Annotated in this window: 22 protein-coding genes; 10 read left to right on the top strand and 12 right to left on the bottom strand. The window is 58.5% G+C overall.

What is annotated here, in order from left to right:
* Window positions 1-37: 37 nt before the first annotated feature.
* Window positions 38-478, bottom strand: coding sequence for a low molecular weight protein-tyrosine-phosphatase (locus KFS80_RS19685; RefSeq protein ID WP_053122039.1), 441 nt, complete (start codon window positions 476-478; stop codon window positions 38-40).
* 292 nt (window positions 479-770) lie between these two features.
* Between KFS80_RS19685 and KFS80_RS19680 the strand changes: the two genes are divergently transcribed.
* Both KFS80_RS19680 and tal read left to right on the top strand, forming a co-directional pair.
* Window positions 771-1727, top strand: a complete 957-nt coding sequence (locus KFS80_RS19680) for a cellulase family glycosylhydrolase (RefSeq protein ID WP_212545640.1) — start codon at window positions 771-773, stop codon at window positions 1725-1727.
* 202 nt (window positions 1728-1929) lie between these two features.
* Window positions 1930-2856: a transaldolase gene (tal, locus tag KFS80_RS19675; RefSeq protein WP_053122043.1), complete on the top strand. Its 927-nt coding sequence runs from the start codon at window positions 1930-1932 to the stop codon at window positions 2854-2856.
* 213 nt (window positions 2857-3069) lie between these two features.
* Here the strand turns inward: tal and rssC are convergent, their stop codons facing one another.
* Both rssC and rssB read right to left on the bottom strand, forming a co-directional pair.
* The gene (rssC, locus tag KFS80_RS19670; RefSeq protein WP_042560140.1) at window positions 3070-3552 is read right to left on the bottom strand and encodes an anti-sigma factor antagonist RssC; all 483 of its coding nucleotides are present in this window, start codon (window positions 3550-3552) and stop codon (window positions 3070-3072) included.
* Window positions 3552-4733 carry a two-component system response regulator RssB gene (rssB, locus tag KFS80_RS19665; protein WP_053122045.1) on the bottom strand — a complete coding sequence of 394 codons (1182 nt, stop codon included), beginning with the start codon at window positions 4731-4733 and terminating at the stop codon, window positions 3552-3554. Before rssB ends, rssC begins: the two co-directional genes overlap by 1 nt.
* Window positions 4734-5006: 273 nt before the next feature.
* On the opposite strand from rssB, the gene KFS80_RS19660 reads away from it, so the two are divergent.
* Window positions 5007-5306 (top strand): PilZ domain-containing protein, encoded by a 300-nt coding sequence (locus KFS80_RS19660; protein WP_212545639.1) that lies wholly within the window; start codon window positions 5007-5009, stop codon window positions 5304-5306.
* Between the two features lie 53 nt (window positions 5307-5359).
* Here the strand turns inward: KFS80_RS19660 and KFS80_RS19655 are convergent, their stop codons facing one another.
* Window positions 5360-6049 (bottom strand): MlaA family lipoprotein, encoded by a 690-nt coding sequence (locus KFS80_RS19655; RefSeq protein ID WP_053122049.1) that lies wholly within the window; start codon window positions 6047-6049, stop codon window positions 5360-5362.
* A gap of 196 nt (window positions 6050-6245) precedes the next feature.
* Here KFS80_RS19655 and KFS80_RS19650 point away from each other — a divergent pair, with 196 nt between their 5' ends.
* Both KFS80_RS19650 and KFS80_RS19645 read left to right on the top strand, forming a co-directional pair.
* A complete protein-coding gene (locus KFS80_RS19650) occupies window positions 6246-6866 on the top strand; it encodes an HAD superfamily inactivated hydrolase PcrP (protein ID WP_212545638.1) in 621 nt (206 codons plus the stop codon).
* A 109-nt stretch (window positions 6867-6975) separates the two neighbouring features.
* Complete coding sequence (locus KFS80_RS19645) at window positions 6976-7239, top strand: DUF4404 family protein (protein ID WP_053122053.1); 264 nt, start codon at window positions 6976-6978, stop codon at window positions 7237-7239.
* 144 nt (window positions 7240-7383) lie between these two features.
* On the opposite strand, the gene queF is transcribed toward KFS80_RS19645, so the two are convergent.
* Both queF and copI read right to left on the bottom strand, forming a co-directional pair.
* Window positions 7384-8214 (bottom strand): NADPH-dependent 7-cyano-7-deazaguanine reductase QueF, encoded by an 831-nt coding sequence (queF, locus tag KFS80_RS19640; protein WP_159814267.1) that lies wholly within the window; start codon window positions 8212-8214, stop codon window positions 7384-7386.
* 61 nt (window positions 8215-8275) lie between these two features.
* A complete protein-coding gene (gene copI / locus KFS80_RS19635) occupies window positions 8276-8803 on the bottom strand; it encodes a copper-resistant cuproprotein CopI (RefSeq protein WP_212545637.1) in 528 nt (175 codons plus the stop codon).
* 164 nt (window positions 8804-8967) lie between these two features.
* On the opposite strand from copI, the gene KFS80_RS19630 reads away from it, so the two are divergent.
* Together KFS80_RS19630 and KFS80_RS19625 are read left to right on the top strand one after the other, a co-directional pair.
* On the top strand, window positions 8968-9648 hold the full coding sequence (locus KFS80_RS19630; protein ID WP_212545636.1) for a heavy metal response regulator transcription factor: 681 nt from the start codon (window positions 8968-8970) through the stop codon (window positions 9646-9648).
* Window positions 9648-10994: a heavy metal sensor histidine kinase gene (locus KFS80_RS19625; RefSeq protein WP_212545635.1), complete on the top strand. Its 1347-nt coding sequence runs from the start codon at window positions 9648-9650 to the stop codon at window positions 10992-10994. The genes KFS80_RS19630 and KFS80_RS19625 overlap by 1 nt, the downstream gene beginning before the upstream one ends.
* Before the next feature lie 120 nt (window positions 10995-11114).
* On the opposite strand, the gene KFS80_RS19620 is transcribed toward KFS80_RS19625, so the two are convergent.
* From KFS80_RS19620 to KFS80_RS19610, 3 genes are all read right to left on the bottom strand, one after another.
* On the bottom strand, window positions 11115-12359 hold the full coding sequence (locus KFS80_RS19620) for a lipoprotein-releasing ABC transporter permease subunit (RefSeq protein ID WP_053122062.1): 1245 nt from the start codon (window positions 12357-12359) through the stop codon (window positions 11115-11117).
* 63 nt (window positions 12360-12422) lie between these two features.
* The gene (gene lolD, locus KFS80_RS19615) at window positions 12423-13121 is read right to left on the bottom strand and encodes a lipoprotein-releasing ABC transporter ATP-binding protein LolD (RefSeq protein ID WP_420851054.1); all 699 of its coding nucleotides are present in this window, start codon (window positions 13119-13121) and stop codon (window positions 12423-12425) included.
* A complete protein-coding gene (locus KFS80_RS19610) occupies window positions 13114-14364 on the bottom strand; it encodes a lipoprotein-releasing ABC transporter permease subunit (protein ID WP_053122066.1) in 1251 nt (416 codons plus the stop codon). Before KFS80_RS19610 ends, lolD begins: the two co-directional genes overlap by 8 nt.
* 94 nt (window positions 14365-14458) lie before the next feature.
* On the opposite strand from KFS80_RS19610, the gene KFS80_RS19605 reads away from it, so the two are divergent.
* Both KFS80_RS19605 and KFS80_RS19600 read left to right on the top strand, forming a co-directional pair.
* Window positions 14459-15040 carry a PilZ domain-containing protein gene (locus KFS80_RS19605; RefSeq protein WP_212545633.1) on the top strand — a complete coding sequence of 194 codons (582 nt, stop codon included), beginning with the start codon at window positions 14459-14461 and terminating at the stop codon, window positions 15038-15040.
* A 14-nt stretch (window positions 15041-15054) separates the two neighbouring features.
* Complete coding sequence (locus KFS80_RS19600) at window positions 15055-15777, top strand: glycerophosphodiester phosphodiesterase (protein WP_008087738.1); 723 nt, start codon at window positions 15055-15057, stop codon at window positions 15775-15777.
* Between the two features lie 42 nt (window positions 15778-15819).
* Here KFS80_RS19600 and sthA read toward each other — a convergent pair whose 3' ends face one another.
* A complete protein-coding gene (sthA, locus tag KFS80_RS19595; RefSeq protein WP_038362239.1) occupies window positions 15820-17214 on the bottom strand; it encodes a Si-specific NAD(P)(+) transhydrogenase in 1395 nt (464 codons plus the stop codon).
* 197 nt (window positions 17215-17411) lie between these two features.
* Window positions 17412-18461 carry an FAD:protein FMN transferase gene (locus tag KFS80_RS19590; protein WP_212545632.1) on the bottom strand — a complete coding sequence of 350 codons (1050 nt, stop codon included), beginning with the start codon at window positions 18459-18461 and terminating at the stop codon, window positions 17412-17414.
* A 73-nt stretch (window positions 18462-18534) separates the two neighbouring features.
* On the opposite strand from KFS80_RS19590, the gene tcuC reads away from it, so the two are divergent.
* Entirely contained in the window at window positions 18535-19836 is a 1302-nt protein-coding gene (gene tcuC, locus KFS80_RS19585) for an MFS transporter (protein ID WP_212545631.1), read from the top strand.
* A 222-nt stretch (window positions 19837-20058) separates the two neighbouring features.
* On the opposite strand, the gene KFS80_RS19580 is transcribed toward tcuC, so the two are convergent.
* The gene (locus KFS80_RS19580; RefSeq protein WP_008082184.1) at window positions 20059-21522 is read right to left on the bottom strand and encodes a glyceraldehyde-3-phosphate dehydrogenase; all 1464 of its coding nucleotides are present in this window, start codon (window positions 21520-21522) and stop codon (window positions 20059-20061) included.
* Between the last annotated feature and the right edge of the window lie 106 nt (window positions 21523-21628).

Raw genomic sequence — 21628 nt, 5'->3', positions numbered from 1 at the left:
GTCTGTTCTTACCATTCACTGTTCTGAAGAATATTCGTCAATGCCCGAGGCGCTGCGCCCATGAACTAACTGCATCTTCAATCAATGCATGCGCATGGATAAAAGCGGCTTTACCTTGACGATACGGATCGTGTATTTCGCGCTCGCTCTGCCACTTGCCAAGCAGAAACACTTTGCCCCTCGCGTGCGCGGCAATCTTCAGTACTTGATTAACGTGTTGTTTTTCCATGACCAGAATCAGGTCTGATTCATTGACGATGTCTGATGTCAGTTGCCGGGCCTTGAACGTTTCGGCACTGTGGCCGTGATCTTCGAGCACCTGACGCGCCGACGCTTCGACACCCTCGCCGACCCGCGCCGCAAGGCCTGCGGAGGTGACGGTGATCGCTGACGAGGCCAGCGCGTTACGCAGCAACAGTTCTGCCGTCGGACTGCGGCAAATATTGCCCACGCACACAACAAGGATCTTTCTGAACAAGGTTTTACTTTCCCGGGTAATGTCAAACGGCCAACATGCCAAAGGATTGCAATGAACCCTGTGGATCTTTCTGCACTCAGAAATAGAATCGCCCTGTTAGTACTGGAGCATTAAGTACCACAGCGTTTTAAAGGCGCCCAACCACTATTAGCGGACTAAAAATAACTGTGATTTTCGGCTGATTGTTTTCCGACAAAAAATAACATTCGCGCACTAAGTGCCATCACCTCACTCGAAAATTGAGAAAAGAGATCATTCTTCGTAGTTGTCATTTCTCTTCGGGAGAGCAGACATGAAATCGACACCTCTGAAACAACTTGGCGCGCTGACGTTGGCGCTGCTCGGTGCCACCAGTCAGGTTCACGCCAGTGAACTGTTCCCTAACCTCCCCGCCAAGACCATCGGCGTGCAGGTGAAGATCCAGAACTTCACCGCCGCCGATGCCGCGCAGATCAAAGCGGCCGGGTTCAGTTTTGTGCGCTTCGGTGTGTGGAGCGACAGCCTGAGCGCCAAGGCCTATCAGCAGCAGGTCAGCGCTGCCTTTGCGGCGGCGCGATCAGCGGGGTTGCCGGTGCTGTTGACGGTGCGTGCGATCAAGCCGTTGCCTGCCTCGTCAGGCAGCGAACTGGCGACGGCGGGCGAAGCGTTCGCCAATGCTGTGACAAGCCTGGAAACGTCCTACAGCGCGCAACTGGTGGCGATTGAGCTGTGGAACGAGCCGGATCTGCCGACCTACTGGCCGACGGGCAATTTCGACACGACGTTCGTGCCGTTCATGAGTTCGGTGTGCAAGACGTTGCAGGGCAAGCCGCCGGCGACGCCACTGGTGGGTTATGGCTTCGCGCGGCCGCCGACCGCCGGTTCCGCGTCCACCGTGGCGCTGAACCGCATCGTCAGCGAATACCCGAAATGCCTGAGCGCGGTGTCGTATCACCCGTATGGCATGACTGCCGCACAGATCAGCAGCGCGCAGGCATTCATTCAGCAGAATTTCCATTTGCCGGGGGTTATCAGTGAGTGGGGTGTCTCAGCGCTCAGCTCTAATGGTGGCGCCGACGGTCAGGCGAGCAAGATCAACGCCTTTATTGGCGATGTTAAAAAACTGCAGATCCCGCTGACGTCTATCTATGAATGGAAGAACAGTGATTCCGGCAGTAACGATCGCGAGAAGAACTTCGGCCTGTTGACCTCTGACGGTCAGCCGAAACCGGCGCGATTGTCGGTTGAATCTTTGTTGAACGCTGAGTAGTCCGTGCGCAACCGATCTGTACGCAGGTCGGTTGCTTTGAACCTGTGCGCTGTTTTGGCATCGTATTCATCGATAGCCCGCCCCACCTTTCAAACAATCGTTTTCAGGTTGTTGCCGCAGGGGCCATCGATACACGTCCACGCCCTTGAGTGACCGTCAGCGCTCGGGTAATGTCATCAGACCCATAGGATAGAGCACGCCCATGACTTCCAAGCTGGAACAACTCAAACAATTCACCACCGTAGTGGCCGACACTGGCGACTTCGAAGCGATCGCCCGAGTCAAACCGGTCGACGCCACCACCAACCCTTCCCTGCTGCTCAAAGCCGCGGCCATTTCCGGCTACGCCGAGTTGCTGAACGCTTGCGTCAGCGACTGCAAGGGCGATGTCGGCCTGGCCAGCGACCGTTTTGGCGTCGCGGTAGGTCAGGAAATTCTTAAAGTAATCCCGGGCCGTATCTCCACCGAAGTGGATGCACGCCTGTCGTTCGACAAAGACGCTGTGCTCAAGCGCGCGCATCGCCTGATCGAGTTGTACGACAAGGCCGGCATTGGCCGCGACCGCGTACTGATCAAGATCGCTTCGACCTGGGAAGGCATCCGCGCTGCAGAAGTGCTGGAAAAAGAAGGCATTCAGACCAACCTGACCCTGCTGTTCTCCTTCGCTCAGGCCGCAGCTTGCGCCGACGCTGGCGTGTTCCTGATCTCGCCATTCGTGGGCCGCATCTACGACTGGTACAAAAAGGCCAACGGCAACGACTACACCGGCGCCGATGATCCGGGCGTACAGTCGGTCACGCGCATCTACAACTACTACAAAGCCAATGACTACAAGACCGTGGTCATGGGCGCGAGCTTCCGTAACCTCAATCAGATCGAGCAACTGGCCGGTTGCGACCGCCTGACCATCAGCCCGGATCTGATCGACAAACTGGCAGCGGATAACGGCAAGCTGGAGCGCAAACTGGCCCCAGGTCACGCCGGTGAAGCCCGTCAGAGCCTGAACGAAGCGCAATTCCGCTGGTTGTCCAACGAAGACGCGATGGCCACCGAGAAACTGGCTGAAGGCATCCGTCAGTTTGCTCGCGACCAGGAGAAGCTTGAAGCGCTGTTGCAGGCTAAGCTGTGATTTGATTGTTTGAAATGCAAAAAGGGCGAACCTGTGAGGGTTCGCCCTTTTTTATGGCTGGGAAATATTCGGTGTTCTTGCGGAAGCTATCGCGAGCAGGCTCACTCCTACAGGGGATCTGTGGAGTGATCGCGATTATGTGGCTAATGAAGAACCCTGTAGGAGTGAGCCTGCTCGCGATAGGGCCAGCCGCCCTACCCTCAGCTCAAACTATCAATGCCTTTCGAGAGCATTTACCAGGTCATGAAACGCTTCACGATTGGAATCGTTCAGGCCCATGAGGATTTTGTGCGCTTCCAGCACCTTGATCCGCACCACTTCTTCCGACTGATCCTGATCCGGCAGGTCGTCCAGGCACTCCGGGCATGGCACCGGGTGGTTGACGATGTTGAACACCTGCTCAAACCCCATCGATTGCAGCAGACGGGTGATGTCATCGTGGGTGGTCACGACAGTCGGCAGCAGGCCGACCTTTTGCCGCGACAGGATCGACAGTTTGGCCAGCAAGCCCAAGGTGGTGCTGTCGATGCTGCGGGTTTCGGTCAAATCGATCACGATCGCGTTGAAATTCAGCGCGGTGAAGATTTTCTCAATAGTCGCATCCAACGCCGAACACAGGGTCAGGCGAACTTCACCGACGAATTTCAGGACGAAGGTGCCGTCCTGCTCGGCGAACTGGATTCTACCGGTACTCATTAAAGATTCCTGCTCAACACCAACAGGGCGATATCATCCGGCATCTCCCCTAGCGTGGCCAATTCAAACACTTGCCGCAGACCATCCAGGCTGCCGCCCGCCGACTTCACCCGTTGGGGCAAAGCAGCTTCTTTTTCTTTGAGCGTGGGTTCTGGCAATAGATCCAGAATGCCATCGGACATCAGCGTCAGGCTGAACGTCGGCGGCAGCTCAAGCACGTGGTCTTCATAGGTGGCTTCATTAAAGAGGCCCACCGGCAAACCGCGCCCTTCGAGATAACGAACACTGTCAGGCGTGTACAACACTGGCAAAGGCAGATGACCGCCGATGCTATAGGTCAACAAACCGGTCTCCTCGTCGATGACTCCACCGACCATTGTGACGTGTTTGCCCAGCTTACAACTGATCAGCCCCCGGTTGATATGACCAAGGACTTCTGAAGGCTTGAATTCCGGCAATGTGCCGTTGCGCTTGGATTCGAACAGCAGGCGCGTGGTCATGAACTTCAACAGCACCGTGACGAAGGCTGAAGAGGCGCCATGCCCGGAAACATCCGCCAGGTAAAACGCAACCCGGCGCTCGTCGACGCGGAAATAGTCGACAAAATCACCCGACAGGTACAACGACGGGATGATCTGGTGGGCAAACTTGAACTCGTCGATGCTCCACGGACTTTCCGGCAGCATGTTCATCTGCACCTGGCGACCGGCGTTCTGGTCTTCCTGGAGCAGATTCAGGCTGGCGGCGAGCTCACGGTTGGCCTTTTCCAGCTTCTCGCGGTAGCGCTGGTTTTCCAGCAGCAGACGCGAACGATCGAGGGCCCGGCGCACAGAGTGCTCGAGCACGGCCAGATCTTCGAGAGGCTTGATCAGGTAATCCGCCGCGCCCAGGCGCAAGGCCTCGACCGCGTCGTTCATCACGCCGGCACCCGATACCACAATCATCGGCGTTTGCGGTGAACGCTCGGTGACCTGGCGAATGAATTCGAGTCCGCCCATCTGCGGCATGCGCAGATCGCAGATAACCAAATCGGGCTGTTCTTGCTCGAATACCTTGAGACCCTGTTGGCCGTTGCTGGCCTGCAGGACGCTGAAACCACTGTCTTCCAAATAGGCCGCGAGGCTCGCGCGCACTACTTCGTCATCATCGATTATCAGCAGCGTGGCACTGGTTTTTGGCATGTGGGCAAACGGCGCCAGAATTAGGTTGGCGTAGTGGGCAAGGTAACAACCCTGCGCGGACTACTGGATTCGCTTTCTAGCCTCTCTGTTGCACCGCTTTCGAGCATAGGCCGAAACGCAGTTACTTCAGAGGTGCCCTTCTAAGGCGCAGACGGTACTCCCATCCGCAGAGCGTTTCAAGCATGCGCCGATGGTCGCTTGACGACTTTACTTGTCAAATCACTGGGAGTTATAAGAACAGCTCAAACCGTAACCCAATGGAAGGACGAAGGCATGAGTCAAACCGGTCGGGACTACAGCGAAAAGCGCGATTTCATCCGCATGCGAGTCGATGCCGATGTCGTGTTGATTCATGAGGGTGATGAGGTTTCAGGGGTGTGCATCGACCTCTCGAGCAGTGGAATGCAGGTCGAAGCACCCAGACAATTCGCGGTCGGCGACCGTTTGCGCGTGCGGATCGACTCCGACCATGCAGCGCTCACGGGCCTTGAGGCCGAGACCGAAGTGGTCTGGGTCAGCGCACAAGATGGCGGCGCTCAGAAGCTCGGCCTGACCATTTTGAAGATGAAATAAGCGCACACAAAAAAGGCGACCCGAGGGTCGCCTTCTTGTTCTACAGGTCGAGATTAAAAATCGTCTTCAACCTGGCCATCTTTCACCTTGAACTCGCGGTTCTGCAGGTAAGCGTTGCGGATAAAGGTGTACTTGTCGCCGCTGATCAGCTTCTCGCTCGACAGCAGGCTGGCGCGGGTGTCGACGATGTTCAGACCGAAGATCGAGTTACGCGCCGGGACGTCGTCGATGTAGCGATACATGCCGGTGAAGCTGTCGACGTACTTGGACGGCGCGTCACGCAGGGTGCTCGGGCCCATCAACGGCAGCATCACGTACGGGCCGCTGCTCACGCCCCAGTAACCGAGGGTCTGGCCGAAATCTTCGTCGCTGCGGTGCAGGCCCATTTTCGTACCGACATCAAAGAAACCGAGCAGACCGAAAGTGGTGTTGAAGATCAGACGCGCCGTATCAACGCCAGCGGCAGCCGGTTTGGCTTGCAGAATGTTGTTCGCCAGGTTGGTGACGTCGCCAACGTTCTGGAACATGTTGTGGATGCCGTCTTCAACGAACTGCGGCGTCACGAACTGATAACCCTGTGCCAGCGGCTTCAGCGCGTAGGTATCAACGAAATCGTTGAATTGGAAGATCGGACGGTTAACGCTTTCCCAAGGGTCTTCTTCCGTCGCAGCGTTGGCGGCGAACGGAACCAGCATGACACTGGCGCATACACAAAGCTGAGCGAGAGGATTGCTCCAGCGCATAGAAAACTCCTTGGATTTGATTCTGGCACGGGCAGCTGAGGCCACGCGTAAGAACGCTAGTATAAGCGCAATCGGCATTTTGGGCAGTCTGGCATGAGACTGTATGTAGGAAGTTTCCTTCATTCCCTTCCGCAAGCCCTGTCATCCAACTGTCATTGTCGCGCCCTAGCCTTGACGCTATTTCAGGGACGCTTCCATGTCACAGGCCGAAACCTTACCGCTCGCCACACCCAGCCTGACCGCCGTGCTGTTCGGGCTCAGTGGCTGTCTGGTGGATTTCGGCGCACGTGCGCGGCAGCTTGGCGGCAGCGACCCGGAGCACGCTGAAACAACTCCCGGCGCACTCGATAGCCTGCTCAGCCTGCAGCGCCGTAAAATCCCCTGCGCATGGATCGATGAGCTGCCCCCTGCCCTCGCGAAACCGCTGTCGGCCGCTTTACCGGAGTGGATCAAACCTTCGCAACATTCAGCAACAAACAATCCATGGCCTGCGCCGAATGCTTGCTGGCAAGCATTGATGGGACTCAACGTCGATCGGCTCGATGGCTGCGTGCTGGTCAGCGGCGAACCTCGTTTGCTGCAAGCCGGGCTGAACGCCGGGTTATGGACGATCGGCCTCGCCTCCTGCGGTTCACTGTGCGGTCTGGCGCCGAGTGAATGGCAAGCGCTGACGCAAAAAGAACGCGAACAACTGCGGGGCAAAGCAACGGTGCAATTGTTCGGGCTTGGCGTGCATTCAGTGATCGATCACTTGGGCGAGCTCGACACCTGCCTCGCTGACATCAGCCTGCGCCGCCTCAAAGGCGAAAAGCCCTGATCGGGATCATGCAGTTTGAACGAGAGTGGATTAATCTAAAGGTCAGCCACAGACCTTTGGCGCGCGGCTGCGGTCAATGCCAGTGCCTCTCGATAAAAGGAAAACACCAATGCCGGCCCAAGAACTGCAAAAACAGCTCGAAACCCTGCGCGAGCAACTGGAGCAGAATCCGCCACTGTCGGAAGCCGAACGTGAAGATCTGCGCGTGTTGATGGCGCAAATCGAGTCTGAAATCCAATTGGAGAACGCTACTCAGGACGCCAGCATCGCCGATGGCGTGAACCTGGCGGTCGAGCGCTTCGAAGTCGAACACCCGGCCATCGCCGGCACCCTGCGCAATATCGTCAATGCGCTGGGTAGCATGGGAATCTGATTTCCCCTGATACATAAAAAAGCCCTGCCATCACTGGCAGGGCTTTTTCATTTCTGACATTTAAAAGATCGCAGCCTTCGGCAGCTCCTACATGGGGAGTGCATTCCAAAGGTAGGAGCTGCCGAAGGCTGCAATCTTTTGATCTTACTGTCGCACGAGCCGGTCGTTCGGCAGTTGTACGCTTTCAGTGCTGCGATACGGGTTGATGTCCAGACCACCACGACGCACATACCGCGCAAACACCGTCAGCTTCTCCGGCTTCAACAGTCGCTGCAGATCAAGAAAGATCCGCTCCACACACTGCTCATGAAAGTCCGAGTGCTGACGGAAACTCACGATGTACTCCAGCAAACTGGCGTGATCCAGCGCCGAGCCGCGATATTCCACGACCACCGTGCCCCAGTCCGGCTGACTGGTCACCGGGCAGTTCGATTTAAGCAGATGACTGTAAACAGTCTCCTCGACGATCCGCGACTCATCGCAACGCAGCAACTCCGGGCGCGGATGCTCATAGTTGCTGACACTGATATCCAGATCATCGATGCACACGCCCGGCAACGCCACAACGCCTTCGGCTTCAACGTCTTTCAAACTGCGCACCCGCACGCCCACAGGTTTCCCGGCAGCGGCCGAGAGATCCTTGACCAGCGTCGCTTCCAGCGTGGCGACGTCAGCAAACGGCGTCTGATTCAACGAGTTCAAGTACAGCTTGAACGACTTCGACTCGATGATATTCGGCGAATCCGCCGGAATGCTGAACTCGGCAATCGCCACCACCGGTTTGCCCGACGGCAACAACCACGACAGCTCGAAGCAGTTCCAGAAATCCACACCTTTATAAGGCAGGGTCTCGGCGGTCAGGCCCAGCTCCGCCCACTTCGCAGTGCGCGGAATCGGGAACAACAAGGACGGCGTGTAAGTGGCGATGTATTCGCTGGACTTGCCCAGCGGCGAATGTTCGGCTGCGGGATGCATGGCGGAAACCTGACTGAAGAATCAGCGGATTCTACCAGCCTTTGCGCGCGGCTTTGAGTGGTTACTGACTGACAGTCAACTTACCCACCATCCCCGCCTGATAATGCCCCGGAATATTGCAGGCAAATTCCAGGCTCGTCGCCTTGCTGAACGTCCAGGTCAATTCCGCTGTTTTACCCGGTTCAACCAGCACGCTGTTCGGGTCGTCATGCTTCATGCCGTGGCCCATCGCGGCGTGATCCATACCGGCCATGTCGTGGGACATTTCTTTCATGCCGGTAGGCGAAAGCATGCCGCTTTGCTGCATCTGCAACATTTCCTGCTGGTGTTTGGCATGCATCGCTGCGTCACCGAGGTTGAATTCGTGCAGCAACTGGCCTTTATTCACCAGCACAAAACGAACGGTCTCACCGGCCTTGACCTGAATCGCCTTGGGGTCGAACGACATGTCGTTCAGCACCACTTCAACACTGCGCGTGGCTTTGGCGGCGGGCGCTGGCTGCCCGAAGTCGTAGGTGTGCGCGGGGGCCGCCCATACCGGCGAGCTCAACGCCAACAAACACAAGGCCAGGGATTGGCGTAAAAACATGATCGTTCTCCAACAAGATAAGGTTCAGCCTGTGGGAAACTTTAGCCGGCCCGCACTGGCATCAACCTGACAGGCAGATTACAACTTTGTCAGGTTGGCGCCTCACGCGTGCTCTCACGGTATAAAGCCTTCACTGAATCATCCCCGAATAACCCGAGTCGCCCATGAAACTGTTGATCGTCGAAGACCAAGCGAAAACCGGCCAATACCTGCGACAGGGCCTGACCGAGGCCGGGTTTAATACCGAACTGGTGGCCGACGGCAACAGCGGCCAGCAACTGGCATTGAGCGGTGATTATGCGCTGCTGATCCTCGACGTGATGCTGCCCGGTCGCAGTGGCTGGCAGATTCTGCAAGCGGTGCGCAGTGCCGGACTGGACACACCGGTACTTTTTCTCACGGCTAAAGACGCGGTGGAGGACAGGGTTCACGGCCTCGAACTCGGTGCTGACGATTATCTGGTCAAACCGTTCGCCTTCTCCGAGTTGCTGGCGCGGGTGCGCAGTCTGTTGCGTCGTGGCAGTGCCACGCCACAGGAAACCAGTCTGCAACTCGCCGACTTGCGTCTGGATCTGATCCGCCGTCGTGTAGAACGCAGCGGCCAGCGCATCGACCTGACCGCCAAAGAGTTCGCCCTGCTGGAAATGCTTCTGCGTCGCCAAGGCGAAGTGCTGCCGAAATCACTGATCGCCTCACAGGTCTGGGACATGAATTTCGACAGCGACACCAATGTCATCGAAGTGGCGATCCGCCGTTTGCGTCTGAAAATCGACGACGAATTCCCCAAGAAACTGATCCACACCGTGCGCGGCATGGGTTACGTGCTTGAAGAGCGCAGCGTCTGATGCGCCGTTTGTCCCTGAGTTCGCGCCTGGCATTGTTGTTCGCCGCTTGCACCGCGGTGGTCTCGCTGTTCGCCGGGGTGCTGTTCAACCGCGCCAGCGAGGCGCATTTCATTGAGCTCGACCAGCAACAACTGGATGGCAAACTGATTGGCCTGCGCCGCGCGCTGCAGGACGTTCAGCCGGCTCAGCGTGAAGCGCGACTGGCGGATGAGCTCAGCCGTCAGGCCGATTTGTCGCTGCGCATCACCGGTGCTGACGGCCAACGCTGGTACGACAGTTCGACGCAGATCCCCAAGGATTTGCCGTCGCAAAACGGGCTGTCGACGATCAGCACTGACGGCACCGATTACCGCGTGCTCAATGCCCCGCTCTACCCGGACAAAGCCGATTCGCCGCACTTGAGCCTGTTGCTCGACATCACCCATCACCAACATTTCCTGCAACGCATGCAGCATTTGATCTGGCTGACCGTCGGCCTCTCGGCACTGGCCACGGCGTTGCTCGGCGCGTGGGCAGCGCGTAGCGGATTGCATCCATTGCGGCGCATGAGCGCGGTGGCGCGTGGGATTTCTGCACAATCGCTGAATGCCCGACTGCCGGAAGCGCAAATGCCGCCAGAGCTTGCGGAAATGGCCCACAGCTTCAACGCCATGCTCGGCCGTCTCGACGATTCGTTTCAGCGACTCTCGGCGTTCTCGGCTGACATCGCCCATGAGCTGCGCACGCCGCTGTCGAACCTGCTCACTCACACCCAAGTCACCCTCACCCGCCCTCGGCCGATCGAGGACTACCGCGAAGCGCTGCACAGCAACCTCGAAGAACTGCAATGGATGGCGCAACTGGTCAACGACATGTTGTACCTGGCCAAGGCTGACCACGGTTTGCTGATGCCCAAGCGTGAGCCGCTGGAATTGGCGGATGAGACCGATGTGTTGCTGGAGTTTTTTGCGCCGCTGGCGGAGGACGCCGGCGTCACGCTGAGCCGTGAGGGTAACGCGCAGATCGAAGGGGATCGCAATATGTTGCGGCGGGCCTTGTCGAATTTGCTGGATAACGCGTTGCGGTTTACCCCGGCGGCGGGCTCAGTGAGTTTGCGGATCGCTGAATTACCGGGTGCTGTGCGGGTTTCGGTTGAAAACACTGGGGATGGGATTTCTGCGGAGTTGTTGCCACGGCTGTTTGACCGATTTTATCGGGCCGATCCGGCGCGGCAGGAAGGCAGCAGTGAGCACGCGGGGTTGGGGTTGGCGATTACTCAGTCGATCGTTCGCGCGCATGGGGGGCAGATTCGTTGCGAATCAGAGGCGGGATGGACGCGGTTTGTGATTGAGTTGCCTCGAAGCTGATCGTTCCCACGCTCTGCGTGGGAATGCCGCCCGGGGACGCTCCGCGTCCCTTCCAGAGCCGAACGCGGAGCGTCCGTTGAGGCGTTCCCACGCAGAGCGTGGGAACGAGCTTGGGATCGCTTACGAATATCTCAGGGCATGAGCCGGCTCGATCTTCGCCGCTCGCCACGCCGGATACACCGTCGCCAGAAAGCTCAGAATGAAACCCGCCGAGCAGATCAACAGCACGTCCCCACCCTGCAATTCCGACGGCAGATTGCTGACGAAGTACACGTCAGAGCTAAAGATGTGCTGCCCACTGACTCGCTCGATCCAGCCGACGATCTGACTGACATTCAACGCCGCAATCACGCCCAACACGCCGCCAATGATCGTACCGACAATGCCGATCACCGTGCCCTGCACCATGAAAATCGCCATGATCTGCCGGGGCGTCGCGCCGATGGTACGCAGGATCGCGATGTCCGCGCCCTTGTCGTTCACCACCATGATCAGCGTCGCGATGATATTGAACGCCGCCACCGCGACGATCATCAGCAGCAACAGGCCAATCATGGTTTTTTCCATTTTCATCGCACTGAACAGGCTGCCCTGAGTGTGCGTCCAGTCATCAGCCTTGAACTCGGCGCCCAGACTGGCGGCGATGTCTGCGGAGACTTTCGGCGCCGCGTACAGGTCTTTGACTGCCAGACGCACGCTCTGTACCTGATTCGGTTCCCAGTGCTGCATGGTCGCAGCATCGGCGACATGGATCAGGCCCATCGAGCCGTCCAGTTCAGCGCCAACCTTGAACACGCCGACCACGTTCAGCCGTTGCATGCGCGGGGTGATGCCACCCGGCGCGGTGCTGACTTCCGGGACGATCAGGGTAATTTTGTCGCCGACGTTGAGACGGAAACGTCGCGCAGTGATTTCACCGATCACCACGCCGAACTCGCCCGGTTTCAACGCATCGAGACGGCCCTGCACGATGTGCTGGGCAACGATCGAGACCTTGCCTTCCTGCGCAGGATCGACGCCGCTGATCTGGATCGGCTGCATCATGCCTTTATAGGAGAGCATGCCTTCCATTTCGGTGAACGGCACAGCGGCAGTCACTTCGGGATTTTTCATCGCGGCGGCGGCCACTGGCTGCCAGTCATCAATCGGCTTGACGCCAACGATGGTCGCGTGCGGCACCATGCCAAGGATGCGCGAGCTCATTTCGCGCTGGAAGCCGTTCATCACCGACAACACCACGATCATTGCGAGCACGCCGAGGGCGAGGCCGATCATCGAGGTCATCGAAATGAACGAAACAAAGCGATTGCGGCGCTTGGCGCGGGTATAGCGCGTGCCGATAAAGATCGATAACGGTCTGAACATTCGCTGGGGCACCGTATAAAAATAAAAGACCCGACGCCTTTTCAGGTGTCGGGTTTCAACCAATCAGATAGGCGTGAGGCGACCTTCTTGCAGGTGCAGTACGCGATCCATCTGGCGGGCCAGGTTCATGTCGTGAGTCACCACCAGGAACGCGGTGCGCATCGAGGTGCTGAGTTCCAGCATCAAATCCTGAATGCCCTGCCCGGTGTGGGAGTCGAGGTTGCCGGTCGGCTCGTCGAGCATCACCAGGCCTGGCTTGTTCACCAGAGCGCGAGCGATGGCGACACGCTGACGCTCACCACCGGACAGTTCCGAGGGTTTGTGCTCAAGGCGATGGCCGAGGCCGACGCGCTCCAGCAAAGCGGTCGCACGCTGACGCGCTTCCGGGATCGGCGTCTTGCCGATCAGCAGCGGCATGCAGACGTTTTCCAGCGCGGTGAATTCCGGCAGCAAATGGTGGAACTGGTAAACGAAACCGAGCGCGCGGTTACGCAGCAGGCCACGCTTCTTCTCGCTCAGTGCCGACAATTCTTCACCGTCGAGCCAGACGCTGCCCTTGGTCGGCGTATCCAGTCCACCGAGCAGGTTGAGCAAAGTACTTTTGCCCGAACCCGAGGTGCCGACAATCGCCACACGCTCGCCCGGGTGCAACTCCAGTTGCAGACCGGCCAGCACTTCTACCGACTCCGGGCCTTCCTCGTAGGATTTGCCCAGGTTGCGGCAGCTCAAGATTGCTTGTTCACTCATGCCCGACTCACTCATAACGTAGCGCCTCCGCCGGCTGGGTGCGCGCGGCACGCCAGGCTGGATACAGGGTGGCGAGGAAACTCAGAACCAACGCCGCCGCGCAGACCATGACCACGTCCTGGCTCTGCACCTGCGACGGAAGATAATCAATGAAATACACGTCAGCATTAAGGAATTTGTGGCCGATCAGCCCTTCCAGTGCCGAAATCGCCGCGCTGACATTGAGCGCCGCGAAAATCCCGACCACCGCGCCAATCGCCGTGCCGACTACACCGATCACCGTGCCTTGCACCATGAACGTGCGCATGATCGTGCCCGGCGTTGCGCCCAAGGTGCGCAGAATGGCGATGTCGCCCTTCTTGTCGTTGACCACCATCACCAGCGTGGAAATGATGTTGAACGCGGCAACGGCGACGATCAGCAGCAACAGCAGGCCGATCATGGCTTTTTCCATGCGGATCGCCTGATACAGATTGCCGTGGGTGCGCGTCCAGTCGCGAGCGTAGTAATGGTCTTCGCCAAGTTGCTGGGCGATGTTCCACGCCACACGCGGTGCCTGGAACAGATCGTCGAACTTCAGGCGGATGCCCTGCACCTGATCAGGCTTCCAGCGGTGCATCTTCGCCAGATCCTGCAGGTTGGTGACGCCCAGATAGCCGTCGAGCTCGCCGGCGCCGACATGGAAAATGCCGACCACGGTGAAGCGCTTCATGCGCGGGAACATCCCGGCCGGGGTCACGCTGACCTCCGGCGCGACGAAGGTGACCTTGTCACCGATGCCGACGCCCAGCTTGGTCGCGGCCTTGTCGCCGATGACGATGCCGAAGCTGCCCGGCGTCAAATCGTCGAGTTTGCCCTGCTTCATGAAGTTGTCGATGATCGACACTTTGCGTTCGAGCGCAGGGTCAATGGCATTGAGCAACACCTTGGAGACCTGACCGTTGTTGGTCAGCAGGCCCTGCATCTGGGTGAACGGCGCAACCGCCGTCACCTGCGGGTTCTGCTTGACCTTGGTGGCCAGGCTTTGCCAGTCGTTGATCGGCTCAGTGGATTCAATGGTCGCGTGGGGCACCATGCCCAGCACGCGTGTGCGCATCTCATGATCGAAGCCATTCATCACCGACAGCACGACGATCATCACGACCACGCCAAGGGCGAGCCCGATCATCGAAGTCAGGGAAATGAATGACACAAAATGATTGCGACGCTTTGCACGGGTATAACGCGTGCCGATAAATACGAAGAGAGGTCTGAACATGTCGGGGCTTGTTCGGAGGGAAAAGGAACGTCCTTGTGGCGGGGGTCGATAACCAGCTTTACACTCAGCCCACCGCCGCTACCATGGGTTCGCCATGTCGACATTAGATGAAGAAGATCGCCGCGAATACTACCGTATCGAGGACACGATCGCACTGGAAATTCGGCCCCTGTCCGCTCCCGAAGCCGCAGGCCAGGAAGTGTTGCAGGATGCTTCCCCGCTGTTCAACCTGCTCAGCGAACTGCACCTGAGCGAATTCGAGTCGCAGCACTTGTTGCGCCAGATCAGCGAGCGCGACCGCGCCATCGCCGCGTTCCTGAAATCCCAGAACAAACGCATCGACCTGCTCAGCCAGGTGGTCGCCCTGACCGTGCTCGGCCAGATCGGCGAGCCGCAACCGGTGATCATTTCCGAAGGCGGGATCGACTTTCAGCACCCGACACCAATCGCCGCTGGTGCCCACGTGTCGGTGAAACTGGTGCTGATGCCGCAAGCGCTGGGGCTGCTGCTGCGCGCCCGCGTCACCCATTGCGACCCCAAGGGCAACGGATTCGACGTCGGCACCGAGTTCGAACACTTGACCGATGCCCAGCGCCAATTGCTCGCCCGCTATATCTTGCAGAAGCAGGCCCAGGAACGACGTCTGGCCCGCGAACAGAACGAATCAGGCATTTAATTTAAGGAAGAACCGTGACCCTCATCTACGGCCACCGCGGCGCCAAGGGCGAAGCACCGGAAAACACCCTGAGCAGCTTTCAGGAATGTCTCAAGCACGGCGTGCGCCGTTGCGAACTCGATCTGCACCTGTCCAAGGACGGCGAGTTGATGGTCATCCACGACCCGACCCTCAAGCGCACCACGGATCGGCGCGGCAAAGTCGTCGAGCACACCGCCGCCGAACTGGTGACTTACGACGCGCGCAAGGGTGGCCCGGGCTGGATCAAGCCATGCCCGATTCCGACGCTGGAAGAATTGTTCGAGCAATGCGATTTCGAGCACTGGCAGCTCGAGGTGAAAAGCGCTTCACGCACGCGCGCCGCAACCACGGTGCTGGCGATTCGTGAAATGGCTCAGCGACATGGCCTGCTCGACAAGGTGACGATCACCTCGAGTTCGCGGGAAGTGCTGAAAGCGGCGCTGGATCTGGTGCCGGATGTGTCACGCGGACTGGTCGCCGAATACGCCTGGCTCGACCCGTTGAAGGTCGCGGCTAGTTACGGCTGCGAGATTCTTGCGCTGAACTGGACGCTGTGTACGCCGGAACGCCTGCAGAAGGCGCAGCGTCAGGGGCTGCATGTGTCGGTGTGGACCGTCAACGAGCCTGCGCTGATGCGCAGACTCGCCGACTTCGGCGTTGACAGCCTGATTACAGACTTTCCCGGTTTGGCCACTGCCACGCTCGAGAATTGCTGAAATCGGTCTCCCCGGCCGGCTCAGGCCACCGGCCGGAGCCCGTCAAAAAAGCCGGTTGAGGCCGTCGTACGCCGCTACCCGATAGGCTTCAGCCATGGTCGGGTAGTTGAACGTGGTGTTGACGAAGTACTTCAGGGTGTTCAACTCGCCCGGCTGGCTCATGATCGCCTGACCGATGTGGACGATCTCCGACGCCTGATAACCGAAGCAGTGCACGCCCAGCACTTCCAGGGTTTCACGGTGGAACAGGATCTTCAGCATGCCTTGCGGCTCGCCGGCGATCTGCGCACGCGCCATGCTCTTAAAGAACGCCTTGCCGACTTCGTACGGCACTTTGGCCTGGGTCAGCTCCTGCTCGTTCTTGCCGATCGAGCTGATCTCCGGAATGGTATAGATGCCGGTCGGCACGTCATTCACGAAGCGCCAGCTACCGTTATCAACGATGCTGCCAGCGGCCGAACGGCCCTGGTCGTGGGCGGCACTGGCCAGGCTCGGCCAGCCGATCACGTCACCGGCACCGTAGATGTTCGGTACGCAGGTGCGGTAAGCCTCGTCGACTTCGATCTGGCCACGGCTATTGACCTTGACGCCGATGTTTTCCAGACCCAGCGTGTCGGTGTTGCCGGTACGGCCGTTGCACCAGAGCAAGGCGTCGGCCTTGATCTTCTTGCCGGATTTGAGGTGCAGGATCACACCGTTGTCGACGCCTTCAACGCGATCGTAATCTTCGTTGTGGCGCACAGTGATGTTGTTGTTGCTGAAGTGGTAGCTCAACGCCTGGGAGATTTCCGAGTCGAGGAAGCTCAGCAACTGACCACGGTTATCGACCAGCTCAACCAGTACACCCAGACCGCTGAAGATCGACGCGTATTCGCAACCAATCACGCCAGCGCCGTAAACTATCAGTTTGCGCGGGGTGTGGTTGAGGCTGAGGATGGTGTCGCTATCGTAGATACGCGGGTGGTGGAAATCGATGTCGGCCGGGCGATAAGGACGCGAACCGGTGGCGATGATGATGTGCTTGGCCACCAGTTTTTCGACCACGCCGTTGGCGCAGACCACTTCGATGGTTTGCTCGTCGGCGAAGCTGCCGGTGCCGAAGAACACGTCGACGCGGTTACGGGCGTAATAGCCGGTGCGCGAGGCGACTTGTTTGGAAATGACTTTCTCGGCGCTTTTCAACACGTCCGGGAAGGAGAACCAGCGTGGCTCGCCGATCGCCCGGAACATAGGATTAGTGTTGAACTGCATGATCTGCCGCACCGAGTGACGCAGTGCCTTGGACGGGATGGTGCCGAGGTGGGTGCAGTTGCCGCCGACCTGACGACGGCTGTCGACCATCGCGACCTTGCGCCCTGCTTTGGCGGCGTTCATTGCCGCGCCTTCTCCCGCCGGGCCGGAACCCAGTACCACCACGTCGTAGTTGTAGACAGCCATGCGTACTCCTCAGAACAGGCCGCGGTGCCAGCAGCACCTACGGCTAAATCACGCCGAACGGCGGCGCGAAGGAACAATTGGGGGTCAATCAAGAACCCGGACACAGTCTATAGAAGCGTCAACGCCGCGCACATTAACCCTTGGTCGCGTCGTAGGCTACTTTTGCCTGCACTACAACGCCAGCTTTCGTATTGTTCTCAGTCAGTTTTTTTGCCACTGAGGCGTTCGAACGCCGGACTGGTGCGGATGACGAAACCTGTATCGGCACGAATCACCAAGAATGCACCGATGTCATGTTTTTCGGCATAGTCCATAGCCCTTTCGGGGCCGAGAATAAGCAACAGCGTCGATAGTCCATCGGCCATCAACGCTGAAGGATGAATTACCGTGACTGAGGCCAAGTCGTGTAGGACGGGTGCGCCGGTGCGGGCATCGAAGGTGTGGGAATAGCGCCGACCGTCCTGCAGGAAATAGTTGCGGTAGTCGCCAGAGGTCGAAACGCCGTAGCCGTCGACATCAATGATGCGCTCGGCGATCTGTTGATCGTCGCGGGGTTCTTCCAGAGCAATGCGCCACGGGGAGCCGTCGAGCTTTTTGCCTTTTGCCTTGAGTTCGCCGGTGGCTTCGGCGAGGTAATCGTGGATGCCCAGCGCGTCGAGCCTTGCGGCGATGGTGTCGACGGCATAACCGGCGGCGATACTATTGAAGTCGACCTCGACTGCCGCGTCCTTGCACAACTGATCACCATTGATGTGCAGATGCTGATGACCGACCCGCTGCATCACCTCGGCCAGTGCGGCAGCATCGGGGACTTTCTCTTCGCGACCTTGCGGGCCGAAGCCCCAGAGATTCATCAGCGGTTCTACGGTGAGGTCGTAGGAACCTTCGCTTTGCGCTGACAGTTGTTCGCCGACGCGGATCAATTCGAGTACCGACGCGGGCATTGTCTGACAGCTATTGGCGGGCAAAGCGTTGAAACGTTCGATGTCGGAATCGTTGCGGTAAGTGGACAGCTGCTGGTCGACTTCGGCGAGGATCCCTTCTACTTCACTGCGAACTTGCGCGGAATCGGCATCACCCGCATGACGCACGTACTTGATCGAATACGTGCTGCCCATGGTTGGCCCGCCAAAGCTTTCCATCGACTCACCCTCGCCGCAGGCCGCCAAAAAAGCCGCTAAAACCACGAACCCTACAAACCGTCCAGTGAACAATTCTTCATCTCCCCGCAAAACAGCGCCGGCCATTATGAATCAAAGGGCCCGCTCGCTCCCAACGGATGCAACGCGCTTCTAAAAATCCAATAAAGAGTATCTAAAAATGTCCACTTCCACGGGCAAAGGCAAAGCGATCTTTCGCGTTGTCAGCGGTAACTTCCTCGAAATGTTCGACTTCATGGTCTACGGCTTCTACGCCACGGCCATCGCCAAAACCTTCTTCCCGACTGACAGTGCCTTCGCTTCGCTGATGCTGTCGTTGGCGACTTTTGGTGCCGGTTTCCTGATGCGACCGCTGGGGGCGATCTTCCTCGGCGCCTACATTGACCGTCATGGCCGTCGCCAGGGTTTGATCATCACGCTGGCATTGATGGCCGCCGGTACGGTGCTGATTGCCTGTGTTCCGGGATACGCCACCCTCGGCGTTGCCGCTCCTTTGCTGGTGCTGTTTGGCCGCTTGCTGCAAGGTTTCTCGGCGGGCGTGGAGTTGGGCGGCGTGTCGGTGTATCTGGCTGAAATCGCCACACCGGGCCGCAAGGGCTTTTTCGTCAGTTGGCAGTCCGCCAGCCAACAAGCGGCGGTGGTGTTCGCCGGTTTGCTCGGCGTCGGCCTCAATCATTGGCTGAGTCCGGAACAAATGGGTGATTGGGGCTGGCGCGTGCCGTTCCTGATCGGCTGCATGATTGTGCCGGTGATCTTCGTCATTCGTCGTTCGCTGGAAGAAACCCCGGAATTCCAGGCGCGGAAACATCGCCCTACCCTGCGGGAAATTGTCCGCTCGATCGGTCAGAACTTTGGCATCGTTATCGCTGGCATGGCGCTGGTGGTGATGACTACGGTTTCCTTCTATCTGATCACCGCGTACACCCCGACCTTCGGCAAGGCCGAGCTGCACTTGTCGGACTTCGATGCGTTGCTGGTGACGGTGTGTATTGGGCTGTCGAACTTCTTCTGGCTGCCGGTGATGGGTGCGGTGTCCGACAAGATTGGACGTAAACCCCTACTGCTGGCGGCGACTATTCTGGCGACTCTGACCGCGTACCCGGCGCTGTCGTGGTTGGTGGTGAATCCGAGCTTCAGCCATTTGCTGATCGTCGAATTGTGGTTGTCGTTCCTGTACGGCTCGTACAACGGCGCGATGGTGGTGGCGCTGACCGAGATCATGCCGGTGGAAGTACGTACAACCGGGTTCTCGCTGGCCTATAGCCTGGCGACGGCGACGTTCGGCGGGTTTACCCCGGCGGCGTGCACGTACCTGATTCATGTGCTGGATAACAAGGCTGCGCCGGGGATCTGGCTGAGTGGCGCGGCGGTACTCGGGTTGATTGCAACGTTGGTGCTGTTTCGTGGTAACAAGCATGAACTGCGCACGGCGCAAGCAGCCATCCCTGGCGGCGCCCGATAGAACGCCATCGCGAGCAAGCCCCCTCTCACAGGAGAATGCATTCCAATTGTGGGAGGGGGCTTGCTCCCGAAGAGGGCGTAAAGCAAAGATCGCAGCCTTCGGCAGCTCCTACAGAATCAAATGCGATCTCCTGTAGGAGCTGCCGAAGGCTGCGATCTTTTGATCTTCCCCAAACAAAAACGCCCCGACCAAAGTCGGGGCGTTTTCATGTGCAGCTATCGCTTAGCGCGGGAACGCTGGCGGATTCACATCAGCCATGTCTTCCATCACGCGGATAACCTGGCAGCTGTAACCGAACTCGTTGTCGTACCAGACGTACAGAACAACGCGGTTGTCCTGAACGATGGTCGCTTCAGCGTCGACCACACCGGCGTGGCGCGAGCCCACGAAGTCGGTCGAAACCACTTCCTGGGAATTGACGAAGTCGATTTGCTTGTGCAGATCGGAGTGCAGCGCCATGTAGCGCAGGTACTCGTTCATCTCTTCACGGGTGGCGGCTTTCTCAAGGTTGAGGTTGAGAATGGCCATCGACACGTTCGGCGTTGGAACGCGGATCGCGTTACCGGTCAGCTTGCCGGCCAGCTCAGGCAGGGCCTTGGCAGCAGCGGTGGCAGCACCGGTCTCAGTGATCACCATGTTCAGCGCGGCGCTACGACCACGGCGATCGCCTTTGTGGAAGTTGTCGATCAGGTTCTGGTCGTTGGTGTACGAGTGAACGGTTTCGACGTGACCGTTGATGATGCCGAACTTGTCATTCACAGCTTTCAGCACCGGCACGATGGCGTTGGTGGTGCAGGAAGCAGCGGAGACGATCTTGTCATCAGCGGTGATTTCACCGTGGTTGATGCCGTGAACGATGTTCTTCAGCTTGCCTTTGCCTGGCGCAGTCAGAACAACGCGGTCGATACCCGGGCACTGCAAGTGCTGGCCCAGGCCATCAGCGTCACGCCATACACCGGTGTTGTCCACCAGCAGCGCGTCTTTGATGCCGTACTGGGTGTAATCCACTTCAGTCGGGTTCTTCGCGTAGATCACCTGGATCAGGTTACCGTTGGCGGTGATGGTGTTGTTTTCTTCGTCGATGGTGATGGTGCCGTTGAACGAACCATGTACCGAATCGCGACGCAGCAGGCTGGCGCGTTTGGTCAGGTCGTTGTCGGCGCCTTTGCGCACGACGATGGCACGCAGACGCAGACCGTCGCCACCACCGGTTTTCTCGATCAGGATGCGCGCCAGCAGACGGCCGATACGACCGAAGCCGTACAGCACAACGTCGGTGCCTTTACGTGCGGAAGCGTTTTGCTGGCCAACCACATCAGCCATTTCTTCACGAACAAATTGCTCGGCGCTGCGGCCGTTGCCTTCGTTGCGGAATTTGAACGCCAACTTGCCCAGATCTACCGAAGCCGCGCCGAGCTTGAGCTCGCTCATGGCCTTAAGCAGTGGGAATGTTTCGTGGACGGAGAGTTCGCTGTCGTCGGAAGAACGGTGGCGCGCAAAGCGGTGAGCTTTGAGAATCGCGATGACAGACTGGTTGATCAGGCTGCGGCCATAGATCGAGCTCACCACGTTGTTATTGCGGTAGAGCTGACCGATAAGCGGGATCATCGCTTCTGCGAGTGCTTCACGGTCGATCCATTCACCAAGACACTGGTCGGGCTTCTGAGTCACGGTAACCTTCCACATGTAGGGGCAGAAAAAAGGGGCTACATTATGCCGCCCACAACCTCATTCAGCAATGCGCGCTTGTCGCGAAATCGGTAACAAAATTCCTTTCAAAAAAATCACGCCC

The organism is Pseudomonas rustica, from assembly GCF_018336155.1.
In the GTDB taxonomy this organism is placed as follows: domain Bacteria; phylum Pseudomonadota; class Gammaproteobacteria; order Pseudomonadales; family Pseudomonadaceae; genus Aquipseudomonas; species Aquipseudomonas rustica.
The sequence above is the reverse complement of the archived record's forward strand: the minus strand, read 5'-3'. Positions and strand labels throughout refer to the sequence as shown.

What these genes read in the sequence shown, in the direction of transcription:
- KFS80_RS19680 (WP_212545640.1), top strand. Translation starts at nt 771, where the DNA reads ATGAAATCGACACCTCTGAAACAACTTGGCGCGCTGACGTTGGCGCTG.
- tal (WP_053122043.1), top strand. Translation starts at nt 1,930, where the DNA reads ATGACTTCCAAGCTGGAACAACTCAAACAATTCACCACCGTAGTGGCC.
- rssC (WP_042560140.1), bottom strand. Translation starts at nt 3,552, where the DNA reads ATGAGTACCGGTAGAATCCAGTTCGCCGAGCAGGACGGCACCTTCGTC.
- rssB (WP_053122045.1), bottom strand. Translation starts at nt 4,733, where the DNA reads ATGCCAAAAACCAGTGCCACGCTGCTGATAATCGATGATGACGAAGTA.
- KFS80_RS19660 (WP_212545639.1), top strand. Translation starts at nt 5,007, where the DNA reads ATGAGTCAAACCGGTCGGGACTACAGCGAAAAGCGCGATTTCATCCGC.
- KFS80_RS19655 (WP_053122049.1), bottom strand. Translation starts at nt 6,049, where the DNA reads ATGCGCTGGAGCAATCCTCTCGCTCAGCTTTGTGTATGCGCCAGTGTC.
- KFS80_RS19650 (WP_212545638.1), top strand. Translation starts at nt 6,246, where the DNA reads ATGTCACAGGCCGAAACCTTACCGCTCGCCACACCCAGCCTGACCGCC.
- KFS80_RS19645 (WP_053122053.1), top strand. Translation starts at nt 6,976, where the DNA reads ATGCCGGCCCAAGAACTGCAAAAACAGCTCGAAACCCTGCGCGAGCAA.
- queF (WP_159814267.1), bottom strand. Translation starts at nt 8,214, where the DNA reads ATGCATCCCGCAGCCGAACATTCGCCGCTGGGCAAGTCCAGCGAATAC.
- copI (WP_212545637.1), bottom strand. Translation starts at nt 8,803, where the DNA reads ATGTTTTTACGCCAATCCCTGGCCTTGTGTTTGTTGGCGTTGAGCTCG.
- KFS80_RS19630 (WP_212545636.1), top strand. Translation starts at nt 8,968, where the DNA reads ATGAAACTGTTGATCGTCGAAGACCAAGCGAAAACCGGCCAATACCTG.
- KFS80_RS19625 (WP_212545635.1), top strand. Translation starts at nt 9,648, where the DNA reads ATGCGCCGTTTGTCCCTGAGTTCGCGCCTGGCATTGTTGTTCGCCGCT.
- KFS80_RS19620 (WP_053122062.1), bottom strand. Translation starts at nt 12,359, where the DNA reads ATGTTCAGACCGTTATCGATCTTTATCGGCACGCGCTATACCCGCGCC.
- lolD (WP_420851054.1), bottom strand. Translation starts at nt 13,121, where the DNA reads ATGAGTGAGTCGGGCATGAGTGAACAAGCAATCTTGAGCTGCCGCAAC.
- KFS80_RS19610 (WP_053122066.1), bottom strand. Translation starts at nt 14,364, where the DNA reads ATGTTCAGACCTCTCTTCGTATTTATCGGCACGCGTTATACCCGTGCA.
- KFS80_RS19605 (WP_212545633.1), top strand. Translation starts at nt 14,459, where the DNA reads ATGTCGACATTAGATGAAGAAGATCGCCGCGAATACTACCGTATCGAG.
- sthA (WP_038362239.1), bottom strand. Translation starts at nt 17,214, where the DNA reads ATGGCTGTCTACAACTACGACGTGGTGGTACTGGGTTCCGGCCCGGCG.
- KFS80_RS19590 (WP_212545632.1), bottom strand. Translation starts at nt 18,461, where the DNA reads ATGGCCGGCGCTGTTTTGCGGGGAGATGAAGAATTGTTCACTGGACGG.
- tcuC (WP_212545631.1), top strand. Translation starts at nt 18,535, where the DNA reads ATGTCCACTTCCACGGGCAAAGGCAAAGCGATCTTTCGCGTTGTCAGC.
- KFS80_RS19580 (WP_008082184.1), bottom strand. Translation starts at nt 21,522, where the DNA reads ATGTGGAAGGTTACCGTGACTCAGAAGCCCGACCAGTGTCTTGGTGAA.